The organism is Micromonospora sp. Utrum1, assembly GCF_057197805.1.
Genome location: NZ_CM170071.1, coordinates 2,064,572 through 2,089,398 on the forward strand (window position 1 = coordinate 2,064,572; position 24,827 = coordinate 2,089,398).

The 24,827-nt window shown below is 73.7% G+C and carries 23 protein-coding genes; 11 read left to right on the forward strand and 12 right to left on the reverse strand.

Annotated elements, in window-relative coordinates:
* Positions 1-103: 103 nt before the first annotated feature.
* From AC0OLQ_RS10085 to AC0OLQ_RS10100, 4 genes are read right to left on the reverse strand one after another with little or no spacing between them, the layout of a single operon-like run.
* On the reverse strand, positions 104-2,332 hold the full coding sequence (locus AC0OLQ_RS10085) for an alpha-galactosidase (protein ID WP_484531096.1): 2,229 nt from the start codon (positions 2,330-2,332) through the stop codon (positions 104-106).
* Positions 2,329-3,240, reverse strand: a complete 912-nt coding sequence (locus AC0OLQ_RS10090) for a carbohydrate ABC transporter permease (RefSeq protein WP_484531097.1) — start codon at positions 3,238-3,240, stop codon at positions 2,329-2,331. Before AC0OLQ_RS10090 ends, AC0OLQ_RS10085 begins: the two co-directional genes overlap by 4 nt.
* Entirely contained in the window at positions 3,237-4,193 is a 957-nt protein-coding gene (locus tag AC0OLQ_RS10095) for a carbohydrate ABC transporter permease (RefSeq protein ID WP_357954185.1), read from the reverse strand. Before AC0OLQ_RS10095 ends, AC0OLQ_RS10090 begins: the two co-directional genes overlap by 4 nt.
* Positions 4,194-4,215: 22 nt before the next feature.
* On the reverse strand, positions 4,216-5,544 hold the full coding sequence (locus AC0OLQ_RS10100) for an ABC transporter substrate-binding protein (protein ID WP_484531098.1): 1,329 nt from the start codon (positions 5,542-5,544) through the stop codon (positions 4,216-4,218).
* A 279-nt stretch (positions 5,545-5,823) separates the two neighbouring features.
* Here AC0OLQ_RS10100 and AC0OLQ_RS10105 point away from each other — a divergent pair, with 279 nt between their 5' ends.
* The 3 genes from AC0OLQ_RS10105 (at position 5,824) to AC0OLQ_RS10115 (ending at position 9,695) form a co-directional block, all read left to right on the forward strand.
* Positions 5,824-7,833 (forward strand): beta-galactosidase, encoded by a 2,010-nt coding sequence (locus AC0OLQ_RS10105; RefSeq protein WP_484531099.1) that lies wholly within the window; start codon positions 5,824-5,826, stop codon positions 7,831-7,833.
* A 37-nt stretch (positions 7,834-7,870) separates the two neighbouring features.
* Positions 7,871-8,647: a DeoR/GlpR family DNA-binding transcription regulator gene (locus tag AC0OLQ_RS10110; RefSeq protein ID WP_484531100.1), complete on the forward strand. Its 777-nt coding sequence runs from the start codon at positions 7,871-7,873 to the stop codon at positions 8,645-8,647.
* Between the two features lie 103 nt (positions 8,648-8,750).
* On the forward strand, positions 8,751-9,695 hold the full coding sequence (locus AC0OLQ_RS10115) for a sporulation protein (protein WP_484531101.1): 945 nt from the start codon (positions 8,751-8,753) through the stop codon (positions 9,693-9,695).
* Positions 9,696-9,756: 61 nt separating this feature from the next.
* Here AC0OLQ_RS10115 and AC0OLQ_RS10120 read toward each other — a convergent pair whose 3' ends face one another.
* A complete protein-coding gene (locus tag AC0OLQ_RS10120; protein WP_484531102.1) occupies positions 9,757-10,134 on the reverse strand; it encodes a hypothetical protein in 378 nt (125 codons plus the stop codon).
* A 313-nt stretch (positions 10,135-10,447) separates the two neighbouring features.
* Here AC0OLQ_RS10120 and AC0OLQ_RS10125 point away from each other — a divergent pair, with 313 nt between their 5' ends.
* Positions 10,448-10,870, forward strand: a complete 423-nt coding sequence (locus tag AC0OLQ_RS10125) for a hypothetical protein (protein ID WP_357333297.1) — start codon at positions 10,448-10,450, stop codon at positions 10,868-10,870.
* A 64-nt stretch (positions 10,871-10,934) separates the two neighbouring features.
* Here the strand turns inward: AC0OLQ_RS10125 and AC0OLQ_RS10130 are convergent, their stop codons facing one another.
* Both AC0OLQ_RS10130 and AC0OLQ_RS10135 read right to left on the reverse strand, forming a co-directional pair.
* Positions 10,935-13,154 (reverse strand): HelD family protein, encoded by a 2,220-nt coding sequence (locus AC0OLQ_RS10130; RefSeq protein WP_484532314.1) that lies wholly within the window; start codon positions 13,152-13,154, stop codon positions 10,935-10,937.
* A gap of 285 nt (positions 13,155-13,439) precedes the next feature.
* Positions 13,440-14,567 carry a LolA family protein gene (locus AC0OLQ_RS10135; protein ID WP_484531103.1) on the reverse strand — a complete coding sequence of 376 codons (1,128 nt, stop codon included), beginning with the start codon at positions 14,565-14,567 and terminating at the stop codon, positions 13,440-13,442.
* A 96-nt stretch (positions 14,568-14,663) separates the two neighbouring features.
* Between AC0OLQ_RS10135 and AC0OLQ_RS10140 the strand changes: the two genes are divergently transcribed.
* Both AC0OLQ_RS10140 and AC0OLQ_RS10145 read left to right on the forward strand, forming a co-directional pair.
* Positions 14,664-15,320, forward strand: coding sequence for a response regulator transcription factor (locus AC0OLQ_RS10140; RefSeq protein ID WP_456185921.1), 657 nt, complete (start codon positions 14,664-14,666; stop codon positions 15,318-15,320).
* Positions 15,317-16,768, forward strand: a complete 1,452-nt coding sequence (locus AC0OLQ_RS10145) for a sensor histidine kinase (RefSeq protein ID WP_484531104.1) — start codon at positions 15,317-15,319, stop codon at positions 16,766-16,768. The genes AC0OLQ_RS10140 and AC0OLQ_RS10145 overlap by 4 nt, the downstream gene beginning before the upstream one ends.
* A gap of 12 nt (positions 16,769-16,780) precedes the next feature.
* Here the strand turns inward: AC0OLQ_RS10145 and AC0OLQ_RS10150 are convergent, their stop codons facing one another.
* From AC0OLQ_RS10150 to AC0OLQ_RS10160, 3 genes are all read right to left on the reverse strand, one after another.
* On the reverse strand, positions 16,781-19,000 hold the full coding sequence (locus AC0OLQ_RS10150; protein ID WP_484531105.1) for a hypothetical protein: 2,220 nt from the start codon (positions 18,998-19,000) through the stop codon (positions 16,781-16,783).
* A 67-nt stretch (positions 19,001-19,067) separates the two neighbouring features.
* Positions 19,068-20,630 (reverse strand): tetratricopeptide repeat protein, encoded by a 1,563-nt coding sequence (locus AC0OLQ_RS10155; protein ID WP_484531106.1) that lies wholly within the window; start codon positions 20,628-20,630, stop codon positions 19,068-19,070.
* Between the two features lie 48 nt (positions 20,631-20,678).
* Positions 20,679-21,149 (reverse strand): MarR family winged helix-turn-helix transcriptional regulator, encoded by a 471-nt coding sequence (locus AC0OLQ_RS10160; protein WP_355639912.1) that lies wholly within the window; start codon positions 21,147-21,149, stop codon positions 20,679-20,681.
* A 50-nt stretch (positions 21,150-21,199) separates the two neighbouring features.
* Here AC0OLQ_RS10160 and AC0OLQ_RS10165 point away from each other — a divergent pair, with 50 nt between their 5' ends.
* A complete protein-coding gene (locus tag AC0OLQ_RS10165; RefSeq protein ID WP_484531107.1) occupies positions 21,200-21,721 on the forward strand; it encodes a VOC family protein in 522 nt (173 codons plus the stop codon).
* Between the two features lie 24 nt (positions 21,722-21,745).
* Positions 21,746-22,654 carry a hypothetical protein gene (locus AC0OLQ_RS10170; RefSeq protein ID WP_484531108.1) on the forward strand — a complete coding sequence of 303 codons (909 nt, stop codon included), beginning with the start codon at positions 21,746-21,748 and terminating at the stop codon, positions 22,652-22,654.
* 166 nt (positions 22,655-22,820) lie between these two features.
* On the opposite strand, the gene AC0OLQ_RS10175 is transcribed toward AC0OLQ_RS10170, so the two are convergent.
* Positions 22,821-23,000 (reverse strand): DUF4236 domain-containing protein, encoded by a 180-nt coding sequence (locus tag AC0OLQ_RS10175; protein ID WP_091270009.1) that lies wholly within the window; start codon positions 22,998-23,000, stop codon positions 22,821-22,823.
* Between the two features lie 248 nt (positions 23,001-23,248).
* Here AC0OLQ_RS10175 and AC0OLQ_RS10180 point away from each other — a divergent pair, with 248 nt between their 5' ends.
* The 3 genes from AC0OLQ_RS10180 to AC0OLQ_RS10190 all read left to right on the forward strand — a co-directional run bounded on the left by AC0OLQ_RS10180 (position 23,249) and on the right by AC0OLQ_RS10190 (position 24,215).
* Positions 23,249-23,326, forward strand: a complete 78-nt coding sequence (locus AC0OLQ_RS10180; protein ID WP_484532315.1) for a putative leader peptide — start codon at positions 23,249-23,251, stop codon at positions 23,324-23,326.
* A 137-nt stretch (positions 23,327-23,463) separates the two neighbouring features.
* On the forward strand, positions 23,464-23,661 hold the full coding sequence (locus AC0OLQ_RS10185) for a hypothetical protein (RefSeq protein ID WP_484531109.1): 198 nt from the start codon (positions 23,464-23,466) through the stop codon (positions 23,659-23,661).
* Complete coding sequence (locus AC0OLQ_RS10190) at positions 23,658-24,215, forward strand: flavin reductase family protein (protein WP_484531110.1); 558 nt, start codon at positions 23,658-23,660, stop codon at positions 24,213-24,215. The genes AC0OLQ_RS10185 and AC0OLQ_RS10190 overlap by 4 nt, the downstream gene beginning before the upstream one ends.
* 151 nt (positions 24,216-24,366) lie before the next feature.
* On the opposite strand, the gene AC0OLQ_RS10195 is transcribed toward AC0OLQ_RS10190, so the two are convergent.
* Complete coding sequence (locus tag AC0OLQ_RS10195; RefSeq protein WP_189198168.1) at positions 24,367-24,822, reverse strand: RrF2 family transcriptional regulator; 456 nt, start codon at positions 24,820-24,822, stop codon at positions 24,367-24,369.
* Positions 24,823-24,827 lie beyond the last annotated feature (5 nt).

Sequence of the window (24,827 nt, forward strand, 5' to 3'; positions counted from 1 at the left end):
ATTGGCTCCTCACGCCCGAGCACCGATTGTCGATGCTTCCACCCTTCGGTAGAAGCTGCCACCCCGCCCCTCGACATCCGCCGCCGGGAAATCCCAGGAAAATCTAGCCCGCCGCCGTGACCTCCAGCAGCAGCGCCTGCTCCGGGTGCAGGGCGGGCAGTTGCAGCCCGACCGAGGCGAGCGCCGACCCGCTCAGCGTCACCCCGCCGGCCGAGGCCAGCCAACCCGGCGGGGCCAGTTCCAGCAGCGCCGGCTCCGGCACCCCGGCCGGAGGCCGGACCAGGTAGCGCCGGGACGGGTCCAGGCCGGGCAGCCGGACCACGCCCGGCACCTGGGCCATCGAGGTGGCCAGCCGGGAGACCGCGTACACCGCCTGGGAGCGGTCGTGGGCGACCACGCCGTGGGCCTGCACGGCCGGGTCCGGGTGGTCGACCCGGACCACCCGACCGGAGTGCAGCAGCGGGCGGAGCCGCTTGTGCAGCGCCACCCAGGCGGCGAGTTCGGCCCGCTCGGCCGGGCTGATCCCGCTGATGTCCCACTCGATGCCGTGGTGGCCGAAGAGCGCGGTGACCGCCCGGAAGCCGAGGTCGTGCACCCGGTGCGTGGTGTGCGAGCGCTCCGGTCCGATGTGGGTGCCGATCAGCTCCGGCGGGAGCAGCAGCCCGGTCCAGCGCTGGATCGAGAGCCGTTCCAGGGCGTCGTTGCAGTCGCTGGCCCAGACCCGGTCGGTTCTCCGCAGGATCTCCAGGTCGACCCGCGCCCCGCCGGACGAGCAGCTCTCGATCTCAAGGTGCGGGTGCCGGGCGCGCAGCTCGTCCAGCAGCCGGTAGACCGCCACGGTCTGCGCGTGCACCCCGGGCCGGCCGGCGTGCCCGGCCTCGGTCAGGTCGCGGTTGTGGTCCCACTTCAGGTAGGCGATCCCGTCGTGCTCGCTCAGCACCGCGTCCAGCCGGCCGAGCAGGTGGGCGTACGCGTCGGGGTTGGCCAGGTCGAGGACCTGCTGGTGCCGCCACTCGGGCGGCAGCCGGCCGGGTGCCTGGAGCAGCCAGTCCGGGTGGGCCCGGAACAGCTCCGAGTCCGGGTTGACCATCTCCGGCTCGACCCAGAGCCCGAACTGCATGCCGTGGGCGCGGACGTGGTCGATGAGCGGTTGCAGCCCGTCCGGCCAGACGTCGTCGTCGACCCACCAGTCGCCGAGCCCGGCCCGGTCGTGCCGCCGGCCGCGGAACCAGCCGTCGTCGAGCACGAAGCGTTCCACGCCCACCTCGGCGGCCCGGTCGGCGAGACCCTTGAGCCGGTCCAGGTCGTGGTCGAAGTAGACCGCCTCCCAGACGTTCAGCGTCACCGGGCGCGGGCCGCGCGGGTGCTGCGGGCGGTCCCGCAGGTGGGTGTGCAGCACGTCGCTGAGCCCGTCCAGCCCGTCGGCGGAGTGGACCGCGTGCAGCAGGGGAGTGGCGTACTCCTCGCCCGGGCCGAGCACGATCTCGCCGGGGGTGAGCAGCTCACCGCCGCCGAGGGTGGCCTCGCCGGTCGGCCGGCGCTCGGCGACCGTGACATGGTCACCGCTCCACGCGGTGTGCACCGCCCACACCTCGCCGTGCCGGAAGCCGAACCCGGCGGTGCCGGCGACCAGCAGCAGGGTGGCGTCGTGCCCGGTCCGGCCGTGCCGCCCCTCGCGGACCCAGGCGCCCATCGGCCACGGGTGCCGCTGCGGCGCGCGCTCCCGGCACCAGCGGCCGGTCAGGTCGAGCAGTTCGGTGGCGACCGCCGGCACGGGCAGCACCGGCGTCAGCTCGCGTACCTCGTAGGGCCGGTCGCCGTCGTTGCGCAGCCGGTGCCGCACGGTCAGCAGCCCCGCCGCGCTCAGGGTGATCTCGACGGTCAGCGACAAGCCGGCGCCCGGGTCCGCGGCCCGCACGGTCACCCGCGCGGCCCCGGCTCCGCCGTGGTCCCGCTCCTCCCCGGATACGCGCACCGTGTCCCCGCCCGCCGCCACGCGGCTCGGTTCCGGGGCGGCGGGCAGGTCGCCGCCGTCGGCGACGTCCAGCCCGGTGAGCCGGAACGCGGTCGACCAGTCCCGGCGGTCGCGGTGCCCGGACAGGCCGGGCCGGCCGCTCCAGCCGGCGCTCGCCTCGGGCAGCAGCGACAGCACGGTCGGCGCGTCGAAGCTGCTCGGCACCACCGGCGGGACGGTGGCGTCGACCAGCGCGGGCAGGTCGGCGGCGGGCAGCGGCCCGAGGTCGGCGCCCCAGTGCACGACCCGGGGCAGGCCGGGGCCGCGCGCGTCGAGCACCAGGCTGGTTCGCGCGCGGCGCAGGTGGACGATGGTCATCCCTTGCTGGCTCCCAGGGTGAGGCCCCGGACGAACTGCTTCTGCAACAGGAAGAAGATGACCAGGGTGGGGATGGCGACCAGCACCGAGCCGGCCGAGACGAGGTTGTTGTCGGTGAAGAACTCGCCGCGCAGGTTGTTCAGTGAGCTGGTCACCGGGAACTTGTCGCCGGTGCGCATCAGCACGGTGGCCCAGAAGAACTCGTTGTAGATCCAGGTCACCTCCAGCGTCGCGAGCGCGGCCAGGGCCGGACGGCACAGCGGCATGGTCACCTGCCAGTACTGCCGCCAGACGCTCGCCCCGTCGACCATCGCCGCCTCGTACAGCTCGTGCGGCAGGGCCTTCATGTAGTTGCTCAGCACGAAGACGCAGAAGCCGCACTGGAAGGCGACGTTGACCAGGATCAGCCCCCAGTAGCTGTCGTAGAGCAGCTCCGAGTCGCTCATCCAGGCCGGCAGCGGGATCTCGGTGAACATCCGGAACAGCGGGATGAGCAGGGCCTGCTGCGGCAGCAGGTTCGCCGCGGTGAAGAGGCCGAGCAGGGCGATGTTGAACTTCCAGCTGAACCGGGCGATGACGAACGCCACGCAGGAGGCCAGGAAGAGGGTCAGCAGCACCGCCGGGACGGTGATGTAGACCGAGTTGAGGAAGTGCTTGCCGAACTCGGCGGTCTGCCACGCGGTGACGTAGTTGTCGAGGGTCCAGCCGCCGAGCGAGACGTAGCCGTTGGTGGCGGTGTACTCGTAGGAGCGCAGAGAGGTCAGCACCGCCCAGAGGATCGGGAAGAGCCACCCGATCGCCACCGCGGCGAGGAAGACGTGCAGGACCACCCGGGCCGGCCGCAGGGGCCGGCGGCGGACGGGCGGCGCCGCGGTGCCGGGGTCACGGGTCAGGGTCGCGCTGCTCATCGCCGGTCCTCCCGCATCACGGTCAACAGATAGAGGGTGATGAAGACCAGGGAGACGACCAGCATGATCGTCGCGAGGGCCGAGCCGAAGCCGATCCGGCTGGCCTCGCCCACCACGTTCGCGGTGACCAGCGCGGAGATCAGTTCCAGCCCGTTCCGGCCCTTGTTGATCACCCAGACCAGGTCGAACGCACGCAGCGACTCGATCACCGTCACCACCAGCACGATGATGTTGATCGGCCGCATCACCGGGAAGACGACCCGGAAGAAGGTGCTGACCTCCGAGGAGCCGTCCACCGCGGCGGCCTCGCGCAGCGACGGGTCGACGCCCTTCAGGCCGGCCAGGTAGAGCAGCATGATGTAGCCGACGTGCCGCCAGCCGGCGGCGAGGAGCACCGCCCAGATGTTCACGTTCGGGTCGCCGTACCAGTCGGTCTGGGTGCCGAGCAGCGCGTTGAGCAGGCCCTGGTCGCGGCTGTAGATGAGCTGCCAGACGAAGCCGATCAGCGCCAGCGAGAGCACCACCGGCAGGTAGAGCGCGGTCTGGTAGAACCGGCTGCCGCGCAACTCCTTGTCGAGCAGCACGGCGAGGAACATCCCGAACGGGGTGGCCACCACGAAGAGGGCGGCCAGCCAGAGCAGGTTGTTCTGGATCGCCGGCACGAACGGCGGGTAGATGTTCACCACGTCGTCGTAGTTCTTCAGGCCGACCCAGTCGATCTCGGCGAGCGGGCCGATGCCGTCCCAGTTGGTGCCGGAGAGCGCCACGGTGGCCAGCGCCGGGAGCCAGACCAGAGCCACCACGAGCAGCAGCGGTACGAGCACCATCAGCGTGATCACCACGCGGTCGGTGCGGGACAGGAGCCGTAGCCGGCGGCCGCGACCACGCGTGGCGGTGGTCGCGGCCGGCGGTGGCACGGCGCGGTCCGCTTGGACCAGGGGCAGGTCGGACACGATGTCCTCCCCCTTTCCGCCGTCAGCTGGTGAAGATGGACTTCTTCTGGTTCTCGATGCTGGTCAGCAGGCCGCTGATGTCCTTCGGGTCCTTGATGAACTGCTGCAGCGCCGGGATCATCACGGTCGAGGCGAAGTCCGGCCGGGTGTCCCGGTCGAGGAACTGGGCGATCTCGGTGGCCGAGCCGACCAGCTCGGCGGCCTTCTTCTTCAGGGCGGTGTAGCCGCTGGTGTCGGCGCCGGTGTTGGCCACCAGCGTGCCGGGGTCGCCCTTCACCATGATGTTCGCGGCGTCGACGCCGCCGATGTACTCCAGCAGCTTCTTGGCGTTGGCCTCGGACTTCGGCTTGCGGGCCATCATGTAGCCGTCGATCGGCGCGTCCAGGGCCTTGGCGCCGATGGTCGAGTCGATCTCCGGGAAGGTGAAGAAGTCGATGTCGTCCTGCTCGTTCTCGTTGAACTGCTGGGCGACGAAGAGGCCGAGCAGGTACATGCCGCTCTTCTTCTGCTGCAGCGACTGGGCCGCCTCCTGCCAGGTCCGGCCCAGGGAGTCCGGCTGGTGCAGCGGCAGCAGCCCGGCCCAGGTGTCGAAGACCTTCTTCACCTTGTCGGAGGTCCACGCCTCCTTGCCGGCCATCAGGTCGACGTGGAACTGGTAGCCGTTGATCCGCAGGTTGAGGATGTCGAAGGTGCCCATCGCCGGCCAGCCGTCCTTGTCGGCGAAGGCGATCGGGTTCAGGCCGTCCTTCTTCATCTGCGCGCCGAGCGCGTTGAAATCGTCGAGCGTCTTCGGCACCTGGTAGCCGCGCTGCTGCCACACCGACTTGCGGTAGAACACGGCCCACGGGTAGTACGACGCCGGCACGAAGTACTGCTTGCCGTCGTCCCCCGTGGACGCCTTCTTGAACGCGTCGGAGTAGCCGGAGAGCTTGCCCCAAACGTCGCTGACGTCGCCGGCCAGGCCCTTGGCGGCGAAGAACCGCATCCGGTAGCCGGCGAACCAGGTGAAGACGTCGTCGGGTTTGCCCTGCAGGTAGTTGTTGATGTTCTCCTGGAACGTGTTGTGGTCGACCGTGTTGATCGTGGCCTGGACCCCGGACGAGCTCTGGAAGCCGGCCGCCAGCTTGGCGAGGACGTCCTTCGGCGTCGGGTCCGAGGCGTTCGAGCCGACCGACACGGTCTTGGAGCCTGCGCCGGAGCCGGAGTCGGAGCCGCAGCCGGCGAGCAGTCCCGTGCCGAGCAGCGCGCCCGCGCCGGCCGCGCCGGCGAGCAGCGAACGGCGATTCAGGCCGGCGACGGACGGGGGTACGAGTCGGGCGAGGTACTCGGCTTGCGAGCGGGGACGGGACATTGTGCCTCCTGCGTGGAAGAGGTGCGCTGCGCCCAAGGGCCGTGATCGGTGGCGGGGATCGGTGTTCGTGGCGGCCGGCGTAGATCCACCGTGAATCCACATGTCCGAACACAAACAGCCGGTGGCGGTTGAAGCTACCCCTTGGTTCGGCGCTGTCAAGAGGGCAGAAGGACAGCGATAACCCAGTTGTGACACGGGGAAGAGAAGGTAAACGTTGGAATTTCTGTCGATGTTGGAAAGTGTTGACTTGGGTGCCGTTCGGGGGCACCCTCTGCTCTCATGCGGAACTGGCACGGCGAGCAGATCTGGTACGGCGCCGACTACAACCCGGAGCAGTGGCCCGAGGAGACCTGGGTCGAGGACGTCGAGCTGATGCGCCGGGCCGGGGTCAACCTGGTCTCGGTCGGGATCTTCTCCTGGGCCCTGCTGGAACCCGCTCCCGGCCGCTTCGAGTTCGGCTGGCTGGACCGGGCGCTCGACCTGCTGCACGACGGCGGGATCAGCGTCGACCTGGCCACCGCCACCGCGAGCCCGCCGCCCTGGCTGGCCCACCGGCACCCGGAGACGCTGCCCCGCCGCGCCGACGGCACCATCCTCTGGCCGGGCGGGCGGCAGGCGTACTGCCCCAGCTCGCCGGTGTTCCGTGAGCGCTCGCTCGCCCTTGTCGAGGCCGTCGCCGGCCGGTACGCCGACCACCCGGCCGTGGTCATGTGGCACGTCTCCAACGAGCTGGGCTGCCACAACGTGCACTGCTACTGCGACGTCAGCGCCGACGCGTTCCGCCGCTGGCTGCGCGAGCGCTACGGCGACCTGGACGCGCTCAACGCCGCCTGGGGCACCGCGTTCTGGAGCCAGCGCTACCACGACTGGGCCGAGGTCAACCCGCCGCGGAGCGCGCCCACCTTCGCCAACCCCACCCAGCAGCTGGACTTCCTGCGCTTCTCCTCCGACGAGCAGCGCGCCCAACTGCGCGCCGAGCGGGAACTGCTGACCCGGCTCACCACCCAGCCGGTCACCACGAACTTCATGATCGGCACCGGCATCAAGTACCTCGACTACCACTCCTGGGCCGCCGACGTGGACCTGGTCGCCAACGACCACTACCTCACCGCCGCCGACCCGCAGCCCCAGGTCGGCCTGGCGCTGGCCGCCGACCACACCCGTGGCGTCGCCGGTGGCGACCCGTGGCTGCTCATGGAGCACTCCACCAGCGCGGTGAACTGGCAGCCGCGCAACGTCGCCAAGGCACCGGGCCAACTGCGCCGCAACAGCCTTGCCCACGTCGCGCGCGGTGCCGACGGGGTGCTGTTCTTCCAGTGGCGGGCCTCCCGGGCCGGCGCGGAGAAGTTCCATTCCGCGCTCGTCCCGCACGCCGGCCCGGAGACCAAGGTGTTCCGCGAGGTCTGCCGGCTCGGCGCCGACCTCAAGGCCCTGGCCGAGGTACGCGGCAGCCGGGTCGACGCCGACGTCGCCATCCTCTTCGACTACGAGGCCTGGTGGGGCGCCGAACTCGACTCCCACCCCAGCGTCGACGTGACCTACGCCGACCGGCTCGCCGCGCTGCACGGCGCGCTCTGGCGGGCCGGGGTCACCGCCGACGTGGTGCACCCGTCCACCGACCTGTCCCGCTACCGGCTGGTCCTGGCGCCCACCCTCTACCTGGTCCGCGACGCCGACGCCGAGGCGCTGCGCCGGTACGTCGAGGCGGGCGGGACCGCGCTGGTCACCTACTTCAGCGGCATCGTCGACGAGCACGACCACATCCGGCTCGGCGGCTACCCGGGGGCCTTCCGCGACCTGCTCGGCGTACGCATCGAGGAGTTCTTCCCGCTCCGGGCTGGCGAGTCGGTGCGCCTCGACGACGGCACGACAGCCGACGTGTGGACCGAGTGGCTGCACGCCGAGGGCGTCGAGGTGCTCGCCACGTACGCCGACGGGCCGCTGCCCGGGGTGCCGGCGCTGACCCGGCGCGCGGTCGGCGCGGGCGCGGCCTGGTACCTCGGCACCCGGCTCGACCAGCCGGCCACCGACCGGCTGGTCGCCCGGTTGCTCGCCGAGTCCGGCGCCCGTCCGGCGGCGCCCGCGCCCGAGGGGGTGGAGGTGGTCCGCCGCCGGGCCGCCGACCGGAGCTGGCTGTTCGTCATCAACCACACCGACGCCGAGGCCCGGCTGGCGGTCACCGGCGCCGAACTGCTCGGCGGCGGCCGGTGCGACGGCGAACTGGTGGTGCCGGCGGGGGAGGTGGCGGTGGTCCGCGAGGAGCCCGCGGTCCATCCCGAGGCCGTCTGACCCGCGTACCGTGCCGCTTGCGCGCGAAGGAGGACTCATGCTCGCTCAGCAACGGCAGAGCGCCATCCTGGAGCTGATCCGCCAGCGCGGCGGCGTCCGGGTCAGCCACCTGGTCAGCCGCTTCGGAGTGTCGGACATGACCATCCGGCGGGACCTGGAGGTGCTCGCCGAGCGGGGCCTGGTCGACAAGGTCCACGGGGGAGCGACGCTGGCCGGTCCGGGCTCGGCCGAGGAGCCGGGCTTCGCGGCCAAGTCGATCCGGCAGCAGGCCGAGAAGCGGGCCATCGTCGAGCGGGCCGCCGGCCTGGTCGAGCCCGGCATGGCCATCGCGCTCTCCGCCGGCACCACCACCGCCGCGCTGGCCGCCCGGCTGGCCGACGTCCGCGGGCTGACCGTGGTCACCAACTCGATCCCGGTGGCCGACGCCCTCTACCAGAACCCGCGCGCCGACCAGACGGTCGTGCTCACCGGCGGCATCCGTACCCCGTCGGACGCGCTGACCGGGCCGGTGGCCGAGGCGGCGATCGCCGCGCTCAACGTCGACCTGCTCTTCCTCGGCGTGCACGGGATGAGCCCGCGGACCGGCTTCACCACCCCGAACCTGCTGGAGGCGGCGGTGAACCGCCGGCTGATCGGCGCGGCCCGGCGGCTCGTGGTGCTCGCCGACCACACCAAGTGGGAGACCATCGGCATCGCCACCATCGCCCCGCTGGAGGAGGCCGACCTGCTCATCACCGACGGCGGGCTGCCGCCGGAGGGGCGCCGGCAGATCGGCGAGCACGTCGGCGAGCTGATCGTGGTCGACGTCGACTGACCGGGCCGGCTTTCAGGCACTTCACAGCACGCCAGGTTAGGGTGCCCTTCGTGGTCCCGCGCGCTCCACGGTGGAGCGCGCCGACGGTGGAAGCGGAGTGGCGATGGTCTTCAAGAAGATGCTGAGCGCGTTCGGTGTGGGCGGCCCGAGCGTCGACACCGTGCTGACCAACCCCAACACCCGGCCGGGCCTGACCCTGGACGGGCACGTCAACCTGGTCGGCGGAGACGCGCCGGCGAGCATCGAGCAGATCACCGTCGGCCTGGTCACCCGGGTCGAGATCGAGAGCGGCGACACCGAGTACGCCGGCGTCATGGAGTTCCACCGGATGCCGGTGAGCGGCCCGCTCCAGCTCGCCCCGAAGCAGCAGCTCTCCATCCCGTTCCGGCTTCCGGTCCCGTGGGAGACCCCGGTCACCGACGTGTACGGCCAGCGGCTGCACGGCATGACCATGGGGCTGCGGACCGAGCTGGCGGTGGCCCGGGCCGTGGACAAGTCCGACCTGGACCAGGTGGCGGTGCACCCGCTGCCGATCCACGAGCGGATCCTCGACGCCTTCCAGGCGCTCGGTTTCCGTTTCAAGCACGCCGACCTGGAGCGCGGCCACATCCGGGGCGTGCAGCAGACGCTCCCCTTCTACCAGGAGATCGAGTTCTTCGCCGCGCCCCAGTACGCCCGGGTGACCAACGAGGTCGAGCTGACCTTCGTCACTAGCCAGCACGGCGTCGACGTGATCCTGGAGTGCGACAAGCGCGGCGGCTTCCTCACCCCCGGGCACGACGCCTTCGGCCGCTACGCCGTCCCGCACAGCGACGCGGGCCGGACCGACTGGGTCCAGGTGGTCGACGGGTGGCTGCGGGAGACCACCTCGCGCTACGGCAACCTGCGCGCCCAGGGCTTCGGCATGCACGGGCACCACGGCCACCGCGGCTCCGGCATGGGCGGCATGGTGGCGGGCGCGGCGCTCGGCGTGGCGGGCGGCCTGGTCGCCGGTGAGCTGATCGAGGACGCCTTCGAGGGTGACTTCGGGGACTTCGGCGGGGAGTGACGGCACGCGCGATGCCCCCGGGGTCACCCCGGGGGCATCGTCGTCTCAGGTGCGGCTCCGGTCAGTGCCGGGCCTTGCGCTCCTCACCGCTGCGGAAGTTGCTTCCGGCCTTGGCCAGACCGCGGCTACCCAGGTAGCCGATGGTCAGCAGCGTGATGAAGAACCAGGCCTGGTTGGCGCGGAAGATGTCCACCCCGACCGAGTTCTTGCCGACGAGGAACGACGCCGCCAGCACGCCCACGACGGACGCGACGTAGATCCAGAATTCGGTCGTCGCGAACGACGGCTTGGTCTCGGTGCCCGGCGCCGCGATCGCCTGCCGCTGACCGTCCTGCATCATCGGCATCGGGCGGGTCGGAGTCTCCTGCATGGCGGCCCGGTTGGACATGTCCTGTGCCGGCCGGTTCATCGGCCTGGTGGATGCAGCCTGCGTGCTCATCTGGTCCTCCTCAGGATTTGATGAGTCGTTCTCTGCACACCTCCCGCCCCGCTGCCGCAGGTCGGCCACGGCACGGTTCGCGCACTGTGGCGGGGGCACCCTCCGTCTACCCCTGGCCCCGGAGAGGTAACGCCGGCCCCCGGCCGAATAGGAGCAGGTCGCGGGACCGTCGCGGGATCCCCGCACGGCCGTCATGGAAGCGGACATCCGGGCACGGAACCGGCGCGGCTCGGGGCCGTGGCGGCCGGCCGGTTTCAGCCGCCGGACGTCGGGCACGCAAGGAAGATCCCGAGAAATCTGCGAGGTGGTTGACGTGCGTGAGGACGACATGCAGCAGCAAGCCGCCCGGCGGGCCGAGGAGCGGGTTGCCGGCGGCGTCTACGGCGAGGGCGCGCTCGACGAGGTCACCGTGCCGCAGACCGATGTGCTGCGGGTGATCCAGGAGGAGGATCCGGACGACCCGGCGCACGCCCCGGTCGATCCGAACATGTTGCGCGACGGCGGCCCCACCGGGGGCCAGGGCGCGGTCACCACGACCGGCGGCACCGCCGGCCCGGCCAGCGCCCGCCGGGTGGCCCGCCAGCCGGAGCGGCACCGGGGCAAGGTGGCCCCGACCACCACGGGCGACGCCACCACCGGCGGCCTGAGCACCCCGGCCGGCGGCTCGACCAGCGACGCCTCGTCGACCGGCAGCCAGGTCGGCAACTTCACCAACGACAAGGCCAACCCGGGCTGACACCCCGGCGCGAACGACGGAGGGGGCGGCACTGCCGCCCCCTCCGTCGTCACGTGCGGGTGGGTCAGGCGGTGCGGAGGATGCCCAGGCGTTGGGTGGCCCGGGTGAGGGCCACGTAGAGGTCGCTGTGGCCGCGGGGGGATTCGGCGACGATCCGGTCCGGGTCCACCACCAGCACCGAGTCGAACTCCAGGCCCTTGGCCTGCTCGGTGGTGAGCACCACCACCCGGTTCGCCAGCTCCGGCTGCTCGCCGACGGTCGCCTCCGGCAGCGCGGCGACGACCGCCGCGCCCAGCTCGGCCACCCGGCCGGCCGGCACGATCAACCCGAGCCGCCCGTCGGCCAGCCCGGCCGCCTCCCGCGCCGTCGCCTCGACCAGCTCGGCGGCGAGCCGGTCCGCCGCGACGGTACGGTCCCACGGCGGCACGCCGCTGGCGCGTACCGAGCGGGGTGGGCGCAGGGCCGGGTCGATCTCGGCGAGCACGTCGGCGGCGACCGCCATGATCTCGGCCGGGGTGCGGTAGCTGACGGTCAGCTCCTCCAGTCGCCACCGGTCCGCCACGTACGGCGCGAGGGCCTCCTGCCAGGACGGCGTGCCGGCGAGCGCGCCGGTCTGCGCCACGTCTCCGACGATGGTCATCGACCGGCTCGGGCAGCGGCGCATCAGCAGCCGCCAGGCCATCGGCGACAGCTCCTGCGCCTCGTCGACGATCACGTGCCCGAAGGCCCAGGTGCGGTCGGCGGCGGCGCGCTGCGCGGTGGTGAGCCGGTCGGCCTCCTCCTGCCGCTCGGAGAGCCGGTCGGCGTCGATCAGGTCGGTGACGCCGAGGATCTCGCCGCCGTCCGCCTCGTCCTCCACGTCGATCGAGCGGGAACCCCGCCAGATCTCCAGCACACCCTCGGCGTACTCGCGTTCCAGGGCGCGGATGCGCTCCCGCCGGGCCGCGGCGGCGCGCTCGTCCTCCCCGAGCAGCTCGGCCGCCTCGTCGAGCAGCGGCACGTCGGCCGGCGTCCAGCCGCCCGGCTCCCGGTGCAGCGCCGCGCGCTCGGCGTCGGTGAGCATCGGCGCGGCGGCGGCGATCCGCTCCGGGGACGCGTACAGGTCGGCGAGCAGCCGCTGCGGGGTGAGCACCGGCCACAGCTCGTCCAGCGCGGCCCCGATCTCCGGCTCGTCGCGCAGCTCGCGGCGGATCTCGGCCCGGTCGGCCTCGGAGAGCAGGTTCTCGCCGCCGAGCGGGTCGGCGCCGATCCGCTCGGCCACCTGGTCGGCGAGCGCGTGCACGATCTCGATGTCGAACAGCGCCCGGGCCAGATTGTGCGGGCGCTCGGTGCGCCGGACCCGGTCCCGCGCCTGCCGCACGGTCTCCGGGTCGAGGGTGAGGACCTCCCGCTGAGGCAGCTCGATCTCCAGCGGCTCGTCCGGCACCCACTGCCGGTCCCGGACCGCGTTGGCCAGCACCTCGGCGAGCACCGCGCGCCCCTTCAGCGCCACGGTCGCCGCCGGCTCGGTGCGCCGGGCGTGCACGCCGGGGAAGAGGTCGGCCTGGGTACGCAGCAGCACACCGGTCTCGGCCAGCGCCGGCAGCACCTGGGAGATGTAGCGCAGGAAGGTGGCGTTCGGACCGACCAGCAGCACGCCCCGGGTGGAGAGCTGCTGCCGGTGGGTGTAGAGCAGGTACGCGGCCCGGTGCAGCGCCACCGCGGTCTTGCCGGTGCCCGGCCCACCCTGCACCACCATGACGCCCGGCAGGTCGGCCCGGATGATCCGGTCCTGCTCGGCCTGGATGGTCTCGACGATGTCGCGCATCCGCCCGGTACGCCCCGCGTTCAGCGCGGCGAGCAGCGACGCCTCGCCGGTCACCTCCTCGTGGGCGGTGGGGGAGGCGGCGGCGATGTCCAGCACCTCGTCGTTGAGCCCGGTGACCTTCCGCTCCCGGGTACGCAGGTGCCGGCGCCGGCGTACGCCCTGGGGGTTGGCGGCGGTGGCCAGGTAGAAGGCGCGGGCGGCCGGGGCCCGCCAGTCGATCAGCAGCGGGTCGTAGTCGCCGGAGGTGTCGAAGATGCCGATCCGGCCGATGTAGCGGCACGAGTCGTCGGCGCCGTCGAGGCGGCCGAAGCAGAGGCCGCTCTCCACCGCGGAGAACTGCTCGACCTGGTCGGCGTACATCCGCACGGTGAAGTCCCGCTGCGACCGGGCCTGCTGCGTGCCGCCGGTGGCGCGCAGCTCCTCGGTGAGCCGCCGGGCGGCCTGGTCCCGCATGCCGTCCAGCCGGTCGTAGAGCATCGAGACGTACTTCTGCTCGTGACCGATCTCGTCGTCCTGGTGCAGCTCACCCGACACGTCGGAGTGCGTTGACAAGCCGGCTCCTCATTGGCTAAGATTGCGGCAGGAATGGCTTTACAAGCCGTTCCTTTTTGTGTTTGAACTGAGAAAGATACCGCCTGGCGGCCCGTCGGGCCAAGCCTCGCCGGCCGCCCGCGACGACGTCACACCGCAGGCTCGCACACACGAAAACGGGGCCCGGCCGGCACACGCCGACCGGACCCCGGACGAGTCCGCTCCCGGATCTCAGCCCTTCGCCGCCTCGTACAGCCGCTCCGGCCGGACCAGACCGGCCAGCACCCGGCCGTCGTCGGTGAGCAGCACGCTGAACAACTTGCCCGTCAGCAGCCGGCCGCTGCCCCAGTCACCGCTCACCGGCTGCAGCCCGCCGAGCAGCTTGCCCAGCGCGTCCGCGTCCGGTCCCGCCGCCTCGCCCGGCTTCGCCGCCCGGGCACCCGGCCCGGCCGCTCCGCCGGCCGCGTCGAGCTTCGCCACCAGCACGGTGGTCCAGCCGGTGCCCACGGTACGCACGTCCGGCCCGTCCGCGCCCCGGTCCGCGGGGCGCCGGCCGGCCGGGCCGTGCCCGTCGCCCGCCCGCTCCTCGGTGACCTTCACGCCCGGCGGCGGGTTGAACCGGAACTGGTCGGCGTCCGGCGTGCGGAAGTCGACCTGGGTGAACGCCACCTCGAACGCCGGCTCGTCCACCCCGTCGGCGAGCACCTCGAAGCGCAGCGGCACGTGCTCCTCCGCGTCCAACGCGATCCGCACCTGGTGCACCAGCGAGTCCCGGTCGCGCGGGGTCAGCACCAGCTCGTACACACTGCGCCCAGCCACGGTGGCGGAACGGCCGACGGTGACCGCGGTGCTCGGGTCGATCGCGGCCAGCGCCCGGTCGGCGGCGTCGGCCGGGGTGGCCGGCGCGGACTCGAGGTCCTTCCCCTCCGCCGGCAACGTGCGGTGCGACGCGACGTTGTCCCGGCTGCCCCAGGTCCAGACGTCGCGCCCGTTGCGCAGCACGTCCCGCTCGCCCAGCGTGTCGACCAGGGCGAGCCGCTGCCGGTCCGGGCCGGCGTACCAGACGCGCAGGGTGTGCGTGCCGCTGATCAGGCTCGCCAGCTCGCTCCCGCCGGCCTGCCCGGCCAGCGCGGCGATCGGCGGCAGCCCGAGGTCGGCCCGCTGCACCACGGTGCCGGAGAGCCCGTCGAGGCGGGACGTCCGCAGGTCCTCCAGGAGCTGGGCGGCGGTACGCGGCGGCAGCGCCGGGTCGGCCCCGGCGGCGAACGTGCCGACGGCGGCGCCGCCCCCGATCACGGCGACCCCCGCGGTCACCGGGACCAGCCAGCGCAGCACGGCGTGGTTCTTCAGTACGGACATGTTGTGCACCTCCTGACAGTAGATGCTGCACCACCGACGCTGTGAGACCGCTGAGGAGATTCCCTAGGGGGTGTCACCGGATGGCACCCTTGACCCGTGCGGTTGCTGGTGGTGGAGGACGAGACGCGGCTGGCCGCGTCCCTGCGGCGGGGCCTGCAGGCGGAGGGCTTCGTGGTGGACGTCGAGTCCACCGGCCCCGGCGGGCTGGACGCCGCCCGGCACGGCGACTACGACGCCATGATCCTCGACGTGATGCTCCCCGGCCTCTCCGGCTACGAGGTGGTCCGCCGGCTGCGCGCCGAGGAGCGCTGGCTGCCCGTGCTGATGCTCTCGGCCAAGGACGGCGAGTACGACCAGGCCGACGGGCTGGACTGTGGCGCCGACGACTACCTCACCAAGCCCTTCTCGTACGTGGTGCTGCTGGCCCGGCTGCGGGCGCTGCTGCGCCGCGGCGCGCCGGAACGCCCGGCCGTGCTGTCGGTCGGTGACCTGCGGCTGGACCCGGCCCGCCGGCGGGTGACCCGGGCCGACGCCGAGGTCGCCCTGACCACCCGCGAGTACGCCCTCCTCGACTACCTGATGCGCCGCCCCGGCGAGGTGGTCTCCAAGACCGAGCTGTTGGACCACGTCTGGGACGCCTCGGTGGAGACCGCCCCGAACGCGGTCGAGGTCTACGTGGGCTACCTGCGCCGCAAGATTGGCCGCGACCGGCTGGAGACGGTCCGGGGCGCCGGCTACCGGCTGGCCACATGACGCGCTGGATCCGGGGCCTCCTGCCGCACCTGGGGCTGCGGGCCCGGCTGCTCGCGCTCGGGGTGCTCGGGCTGATCGTCGGGTTCGCGCTCGGCGGGGCGCTGCTGCTCGGCGCGCTCGGCTGGACGTTGCAGCGCTCGGTCGACGCCGAGGCGCTCCGGACCGCGGACGCGGTCGCGCTGCTCGCCGCGGAGGACGCCCTGCCCGACCCGCTGCCGGTGGCCGGCGCGCAGCTGCGCGTCCAGGTCGTCGACGGCCAAGGCCGGATCCGGGCCGCCTCCATCGACGCTGACCGGCTGGTGCCGATGCTCGGCCCGGAGCAGCTGCGCGCCGGTGAGCGCCAGCGGCTGGTGGTGGACGGGCGGCGGGTCGGCCTGACCGGGCCGGTCCGGGTGGTGACCGTGCCGGCGGGCACCCCGGACGAGCCGCGCACGGTGCTGGTGGCCAAGTCCATGTCCGACGTCCGGCACAGCCTGCACGTGGTGCGGAACCTGCTGCTGGTCGGTTTCCCGCTGCTGGTGGCGGGGCTCGCCGTGGTGGCCTGGCGAGTGGTCGGGGCGACGCTGCGCCCGGTGGAGGCGCTCCGCAGCGGCGCCGCCGAGATCACCGGCCGGGCCGGGGCCGAGCGGCTGCCGGTGCCGGCCGGGCGGGACGAGATCCAGCGGCTGGCGGTCACCCTCAACGACATGCTGGACCGGCTGGCCGCGTCCCGGGACCGGCAGCGGGCGTTCGTCGCCGACGCCGCGCACGAGCTGCGCAGCCCGGTCACCAACATGCGCACCGAGCTGGAGGTGGCCCGGCGGCTGGGCGACGGGACCGACTGGCCGGCGGTGGCCGAGAACCTGCTCACCGACACCGAGCGGCTCAGCCGGCTGGTCGACGACCTGCTGCTGCTGGCCCGCCTCGACGAGCAGGCCGCCCGGCCGGACCGTCCGGCGCCGCACGCCGTCGGCCCCGTGGAGCTGGGCGAGCTGCTGCGCGGGGTGGCCGAGCGCTATCCGTCCCCGCCGCTGCGCCACACCCCGCCGCCCGGCCCGCTCTGGACCGAGGGGGACCCGGGGGAGCTGCGCCGGGTGCTGGTCAACCTGGTGGAGAACGCGTTGCGGCACGCGCACGGCGAGGTGCGGCTCGAGGTGACCGGCCCGCACGCGGACCCGCCGGTGCCCCGGCAGCGCGGCGGGTCGCCGTACCACCTGGTCACGGTGACCGACGACGGGCCGGGCATCCCGGCGGCGGACCGCGAGCGGGTGTTCGCCCGCTTCACCCGGCTCGACGACGCCCGGGCGCGCGACGCCGGCGGCGCCGGCCTCGGCCTGGCCATCGTGCGGGAGCTGGTCCGCCGGGCCGGTGGCGCCGTCGAGCTCGCCGACGCCACGCCGGAGGCGGCGGCGCCGGGGCTGCGCGTGACGGTACGGCTGCCCGCGCTGGCCGACCCGGAGGCGGACTGACCGCCACCGGCGTCAGCCGATCCGGTCGGCGAGGTCCCGCACAGCCGTCTGGTACGTCGTCCGGGTGTGGTAAGGCCAGTGCCGTTCGAGCGGCGGTGGCACGGTGTCCGCCGGGTCGATCGCCAGGCTGACCGGATCGCGGAGCCGGACGTCGACGGACCGGGTCCCGGGGCTGTCACACGCCGCCCCGGCTTCCGAGCGGGGGAAGGCGGGTCCACCGACCGGATCCGTGTCCCGCCACAGGTTCCGCCACCGCCAGTCGAGCCGGTCGCCCAGGTCGCACAGGGTCTGCGGGCCGAGGTAGGCGGGATAGAGGCGGGTGTAGAGCCGGCTCAGCGGAGACCCGTGGGTCAGCAGCGCCACCCGGTGCAGGACCTCCGGCGGCAGTTGCAGGATGGTGGCCGCAGCCAGGACGGAGCCGTGGCTGTGTCCCGAGATGATCACCTTGCCGCGCGCGCCCAGTGCGGAGACCCGTCTGGCGAGTTCGGGCACCGCCCGGGCGGCGTAGCACGGCGGCGCGAAGGGGTGCACGGTACGGGGCCAGAAATCGCCCAGGTCCCACAGAGCCGCCACCGTGCGGCGCGTCTCCGCCGACCGGTAGGAGCGGAAGGCCAGGATCATGAGGCCGATGACGAGCAGGCTGATGAGCCAGACGCCGCCGTCGGTGACGTACGCGGTCAGCAGGACCGTGTGCTCCGGGTCCCCGCTGAGCCGGCCGACGAGCTGGGTGGGCCCGATCCCGATCACGTCGAAGGCGATGGTCGCCAGGCCCAGTGAGGACATCAGGAAGAACGTGATCAGGATGGGTCCCAGTTCGTCGGTCACGCGGGATCGGGCGATGGTCTCCCGGACCATGTCGCGGCGGGGCGCCTCCGGGGCCGGGACGTCCGGGTAGTCCCGCTCGACGATCCGCGCGGCACGGCGCCGCCTCCGCCGCCGACTGACCAGGAGGGTGAGGGAGGCGGCCGTGGTGGCGATGGCGAGTGCGGCCAGGCCGGCCAACGCGGCCCACCAGTAGGCGACCGGTGGGTCCAGGGGCGCGACGTCCGGCGGGTCCGGTCGGATGGGGCCGGGGACGGAGCCACGGTCGAGGAAGTCGGCGACCCGGAAGACCAGTGTGGCGGCTAAGGCGCCGGCGACCGTCACCGAGGCCGCCGCCACGATCGGCATGCCCAGCCCGGCCAGGAAACGCGGACTCCCGGCCGCCCGGGGCGCCATCGTGACGAGGGCCAGCACCACCAGCAGGACGCCCTGCGCTCCGATCAGGCCACCGACCATGCCCTCGTAGGCGGGCAGCTGCCCGGGCAGCAGCTGGATTCCGCGGGTCAGGGCGGCGTAGCCGAGGCTCAGGGCGGTCACCCCCGCGGTCGCCGCCGACAGCGGGCGCAGCACGCGGCGAACCCTCCGCCGGGTGGCCGGCACGGGCAGGCAGAGCAGCACCGCGCAGCACACGAGGAGGCCGAGGCTGGCGGCGAAGAGGAGCCAACCGGCGACCCCCTGCGCCGACGAGACCCCGGCGAGCAGGCTGGCGTCCAGCGTGCCGGCGCCGATCACCACGTGGATCCGGCGCAGCCACGCCGGCGTCCGCTCGTCGTCCCAGAATCCCGGCACGCTCAAGCTCCCGCTCACCCAGGAGCTCTCCGGACGAGGTGGCGGCGTGCGGAACCCCTCGAACGCCCGGGCCGAGCGGGCGCCGAGACGCCAGATCACGCGCAGCGCGAGCAGCGGGACGAGCGACAGCAGAGCCAGCCGGGGTCCCATCGGCAGGGCGTGCAGCCAGGACAGGTAGGGGCGGCCCTCGCGACACCGATGGTAGGGCACGCACTGCCAAGCGACGAGGTCCAGCGTCACCCCGACGACGGAGAGCACGAACGCGGCGGTGAGGGTCCCGGCGAGCAGGCGGCACAGCACCACGAACAGGCCGGACCGGCCGGTCGGTGTCGGGCGCAGCCGGATCGCGAGGTTGCTCAGCATGAACGGCAGCAGCAACAGCATGGAGGCCGTCCGCACGGCTGCGCCCGCCGTCAGGGCACCCCAGCGGTACGCCTCCACGGCGATCCCGATGGTGGCCCCGCCCGCCGCCCCGGTCCCCGGCCGAGGCCGGTAGAACCCCGCGTGGCGGTCCCCGGCGACCCGCTCCACAATCGGATGGTCGAGGATCTTCTCCGCGGTCCCGCCGGACACCCCGTGCACTCTCAACTCGACGGCTTCGCCCTCCGGTGCTGTGCCCACCCGGACAGGTTCACAGACAGGCACCGGGCCCACCGCCGATACGGCGCAAACCGCGCGACACCGATGGTCAGCGGCGTCGGTTCGTGCAGACCGGGGCGGTCCGGGCGACCGTGTCGGTGGACCAGACCAGCGCGACCGTGAAGCAGTAGTCGGTGGTGCGGTCGAGGCCGTAGGCGGTGTAGTCGGCCGAGCCGGCGGGCAGGGTCAGGAAGGTGCGCTGCGGCTGCCCGGCGCGGCCCCCGGCGACGACCACCGGCCCCTCCGCCCCGGCCGGGTACGTCCAGCTCAGCACGATGCTGTCCCGCCGGTCGGTCAGGCTGAGCCGCCCGGGCGGGGTGCCCGGGGAGGCGGCCGGGGCGACGGTCGGCGGGCCGGTGGTCGGAGCGGCCGAGGAGGCGCGGGCGGTGGGCCCGGGCGCCGGGTCGTCCCGCCGGTCGTCCACCCGGGACACCCCGGCGATCACCGCGATGGTGCCGAGCAGCAGCGCCACCACCACCCCGGCCACCACCAGCGGGAGCCAGGGGGTGTTCCGCCGCTCGGCGGCGGGCGGCCGGGGCACGTGCACCGGCAGGTGGCGCGGCGGCGCCTCGGGTTCGGCGGCCCGGGGCACCCGGCGTACGCCGGCCGGCTCGGTGTCGGCCAGCCCGACCACGGTCGGGGGCAGCGCGCTCTCCCCGGGCCGCCAGGGCTCCTCGGCCGGCTCCTCCGGCGGCCACGGGTAGTCCGCGAACGCCTCGTCGTCCGCCTCCGGCGGGGTGCGGGGCGTCGGCACGTGCGGGGCCTCGGCCCGGTCCGGCGGGCGGTAGAGCGGCGCCTCGACCGGGTCGTCGAGCGTCGGTGGCTGGTAGGGCGGCAGGTCGGGTGGCCCCTCGGCGGGCGGGGGGACGCGGGCCGCCGGCACCACCGGGGTCTCCGGGGCCGGCGGCTCCGCCGCGCCGCAGACGTGGTCCGGGTCGGCGGCGGCCCGGGCCAGCCCGGCGACCTGGGTGGCGAGTGGGTCGTCGGCGGCCAGGTGCTCCGCGCACAGCTCCTCGGCGAGCGTCAGGTGCTCGTGGGACTCGGCGTAGCGGCCGCAGTCGCGTTCCATCGCGCCGAGCTTGGCCAGCATCTTGATGCCGCTCGGGTGGCCGTCGCCGTAGACCTCGCGGTGCAGCTCCCAGGCGTCCTGCAACCGGTCGCGGGCCAGGTCGCACTGGCCGCGGGCGTATTCCACGGTGGCCAGGTCGGCGTGCGCGGCCAGCACCCGCTGCGACTCCGGCCCGTCGCGGGCGGTCAGCTCGATGATGACGTCGGAGTAGAGCCGGGCGGCGCGGGCGTCGCTGCCGACCCGGTGCAGCACCGCGGCCAGGGTCGCGGCGGCGGTGACCGTCCGCTCGTCGGAGCGCCCGAACAGCCGGGTGGTCGCCGCGTACGCGAACGCCGCCCAGCCGCGCGCCGAATGCGGCTCGCCGAGCGCGACGAGCACCCGGGCCTGAAGACCGGCGGCCTCGGCCAGCTCGGCGGAGGCATTGGCGGGACGGGGATCGGCGTCGCCCAGCGCGTCGGCGAGCAGTCGCTGGGCACCGGCGAGGTCGCCTTCGGACACCAGCTGGTGCGCCTGGACGGTCAGGTCAGCGAAGCCGGAGGACACGCCCCATCGTGCTCATCCGACGACGGTAAGTACAAGCCCCGCAGTAGATCAGTTTGGTCGCGATCCGGTCAGGTGGTCGGCCAGCGTCTCGCTGATCCGCCGCAGCTGGTCGACCTGGGCCGGGCTGAGCGCGTCGAACAGGTGCCGGCGTACCCCGGCGACGTGGCCGGGCGCGGCGGCGGCCAGGGTGGCGAAGCCGGCGTCGGTGAGGACGGCGAGCTGGCCGCGCCGGTCGGTGGCGCACTCCTCCCGGCGGATCCACCCGGCCGCCTCCAGCCGGGCGGCGGCGTGCGAGAGCCGGCTGCGGGAGGAGCCGGTGGCGTCGGCCAGCTCGCTCATCCGCAGCCGCCGGTCGGGGGCCTCGGAGAGCCGGACAAGGATCTCGTAGTAGGCGTGCGGCATCCCGGCGTCGCGTTGCAGCTCGCGGTCGAGGGTGTCCATCAGCGCCCGGGAGGCGGTGAGGAACGCCCGCCAGGTCCGCTGCTCGTCGGGGTCCAGCCACCGGGTCATGACGGCCATCATAGCGCTTGTTGTTGAACGCTCAACCAAACCGCGCTACCGTCGGGGTCATGGGAATCCACCGGCTCAACCACGCCGTCCTCTACGTCCGTGACCTCGACCGCAGCGTCGCCTTCTACCGCGACGTGCTCGGCTTCCGTCCGGTGCCGATGACGCCGGACGGCTTCCGCGGCGCCGCCTTCCTCCAGGCGCCCGACTCCACCAACGACCACGACCTCGGGCTGTTCGAGGTCGGCGCGGCCGCCGGGCCCTCCCCGGCCGGCCGGACCACCGTCGGCCTCTATCACCTCGCCTGGGAGCTGGACACCCTGGACGAGCTGGGTGCCACCGCCGAGCGGCTGGCCGCCGCCGACGCCCTCGTGGGCGCCTCGGACCACGGGACCACCAAGAGCCTCTACGGCCGCGACCCCGACGGGCTGGAGTTCGAGATCGTCTGGATCGTCCCCGCCGCCCTGCTCGACGACGCGGCCCTCACCGCCCGCAAGCGGATCGGCCGGCTCGACCTCGACCGCGAGCGGCGGCGCTACGGCGGGCAGACCCGCGGCGGCGTCGGCATCTCCGTTCCCGCCTGACCGGTCATGCGGTAGAACGGCAGGATGTCGACCGACGCCGTCCTGCGCGAGCTGCTCGTCCGGCAGCTCGACCACTGGCTGCCCGCCGCGCTGCACCGCTCGCGGCGGGCCACCCTCGCCCTCGCGTACGCCGGGAGCGACGTCGGTGGCGCGGAGGCCGCGCTGCGGGTGGTGGGCGAGTTCGCCGACCGGCTGCGCGGCCGGCGGCTGACCGTGCTGGTGCTCGCCGAGGGCGGGGAGGAACTGCCCGCCCGGCTGGGCGCGGCGGAGACCGGCCTGCCGCCGGACGTCGCCGTGCACGTCGTGCCGGGCCGGCCGGACCGGCTGCCGGTGGCGCTCAAGGCGGCCGGCGCGGCGGGCGCCCCGCTGTTCACCGTGGTCGACGGGGGCGAGCCCGATCCGGCCCTGCTGGCCGCCGCCGCGTCCGGCCGCCCGTCCGAGGTGCTGCTGGTCACCGCGCCCGGCCGGTCGCTGCGCCCGGCGCTGACCGGGGCCGGCTTCCCGCTGGTCACCGAGGTCGAGCTGGTGCCGGCCGACGGCGGGCCGGCCCGCCTGTTCGGCTACGCCACCGGCTCCGACCGGGGCCTGGAGGCGGTCAAGGACGCCCTCTGGGCGGTCGACGAGTACGCCGGGGTGCGCTACCGGGACCCGGCCGACCCGGCGGGGCGGCTGCTCGACATCAGCCTCGACCCGGAACCCGGCCCGCTGCGCCGCGAACTGCTGGCCGAACTCACCCGCTCCGGCCCGCGCTCGGTGACCGAGCTGCGCCGCTTCGCCGCGACCTCGACGGTCTACCGGGCTGCCGACGCGAACCGGGCGCTCACCTCGCTGCTCGCCGCCGGCGCGGTGACCCGCGACCCCGAGCACGGCCGGCTCGGCGGCGACGTGGTGATCAGCGCGGCGTCGGGCACGGCCGACGGGTCATCCGCCTGACCACGATGGACGCCCCGGTGGCGATCACCCCGATGCCATCTGCCCCGCAGACCGCCACCCGGGCGATCTGCCTCTCGGCGTCGACGTCGCCGACCGACGGCGGAGTCCCCCCGAACGCCGAGCGGGGTGCCGGTGGATCACCGGCACCCCGCGCGACCTCGGGACGTCACGCCCGGGACTTGTCCTGCTTCCAGGAGAGCGGCCCCGGCAGGTCCACGCGGTGGGCGCGGGACCGCGAGTTCCACGACCAACGGCCGATCTTGATGCTCCACGAGGAGAAGCCGTTCTCGGTGAAGTTCAGAATCAGCGGGCCGTACTTCTGCCGCTTGCGGAACACGATGCCCATCGCCGGGCTCCTCTCTCGTCGTCTCCCTGCCTCTGCCTGATCGAACATGCCCGAAACGGCGGTTTGCGAAACCCGGTCGGATCCGGTCTGGACGGTGCCCGTCCGGCCCGTCACAATCTCTATTCAACGGGTAGGTGTTAAGGGGCGGTAAATGCTGGTGGCGACGGGTCGTAACAAACGCAGCGATGCATGTCTCACTCTATGGAAGAGCATTGACCGGCGCGGAGAACGGTCGGCAGCATGAGGTCATGTCGCAGCGGAACGAGCCTCTCCTCACCGCTCGCGTGCACGTCGACCTGGTCCGGCACGCGAGCGCGCTCTGTTGAGCTGACCGCTTCCGGTCGTCACATCTCCTCCGCTCGTCCGCTCCCGTCGCCGGCGCATCGTGGCCCGGGCAGCGGCGTGCTCTCGCGCCCCTCTCGGCGCTCGCCACCGCATCGTGGACAGATCAGGAGACCTCTCCATGCCCTCGACCCGTCAGTCGCCGCGGCGTGCCCTCGCCGCCGCCGTCACCCTGCTCGCCCTCACCGCCGCCCGGGGGGTCCGGCGCCACCGGCGCGGCCTGTTCCGGCACGAGTACACCGCCACCCTGCGCGAGCACAATGGGCTGTCCCGCCCGGCGGCCAGCACCTATGCCGGCCGAGAGCTGGTGACGGCGTGACCACCGTGGACCGGCCCGCGGCCGGCACCGTCGAGCTGCGTCCGGTCGACGCCGACACGTTCCGTAGCCTGCTGCGCCGGCAGGCGTCCACGGTCACCGTGGTCACCACCTCCGGCCTGCACGGCGGCCGGCGCCGGCCGTCGCTGCCCCCGGCCGGCTTCACCGCCACCTCGTTCACCGCGGTGTCGCTGGACCCGCCGCTGGTGTCGTTCCGCCTCGGCCGCGAGTCGTCGAGCTGGCCGACCGTGGCCCACGCCGAGCACGTGGCCGTGCACCTGCTCGCCTCCGACCAGCAGGAGGTCGCGCGGATCTTCGCCACCAGCGGGATCGACCGGTTCGCCGCCCACCCGGGCTGGGCGACCGGGCCGTTCGGGGTGCCGCTGATCGGTGACGCCCGGGCCGTGCTGCTCTGCCGGGTGGTCCGCCGGATCGAGGCCGGCGACCACACCCGCGTGCTCGCCGAACCCCTCGCGCTCGGCGCGGGCGAGGACCGGCTGGTGCACCACCGCGGCGGCTGTACCACCACGCTCGGCAGCCGGCCGGAGACCTGGTGAGCGCACCCGCCACCGAGCTGCCCCGAGCTGTTCCCGCACCGGCCCGGCGCGGGACCGGTTCGCCGGCGACCCCGCCGGCCGGGCGGCCCAGGCCCGGTCCAACGCCGCGCCCAGATCGACTACGCCGACGTGGTCAGCACTTTCTGAGGCGTCAGCGGGGCTCCCAGGCGTCGGGGCGGGCGATCAGCTTGCGGACGTGGCCGGGGAGCTTCCCGCTGGCCATCTCGGCCAGGCTCACCTCGTCGACCACCTGCCGGACGGCGGCGCGGACGGCCACCCAGAGCCGGGGCAGGTTCTCCGCCGCGCCCTCGTACTGCGTCTCCTCGGGGCGCAGCCCGCGTACCCCGGCGAGGGGGCCGTCGACGGCGCGCAGAATCTGTCCGATGGTGATGTCGCGCGGCGGCCGGGCCAGGGTGTAGCCGCCCTCGGCGCCGCGCTGGGCCCGGACGATCCCGGCCCGGCGCAGGTCCGCCAGGACCGCCTCGAGGAACTTGCGCGGCATGTCCTGCTCCGCCGCGATGGCCTGGGTGGACAGCAGGGTGGGGTACGCGGTGGCCAGGCTCAGTGCGGCCCGGACCGCGTAGTCGCCGCGCGCGGAGATCTGCACAGTGC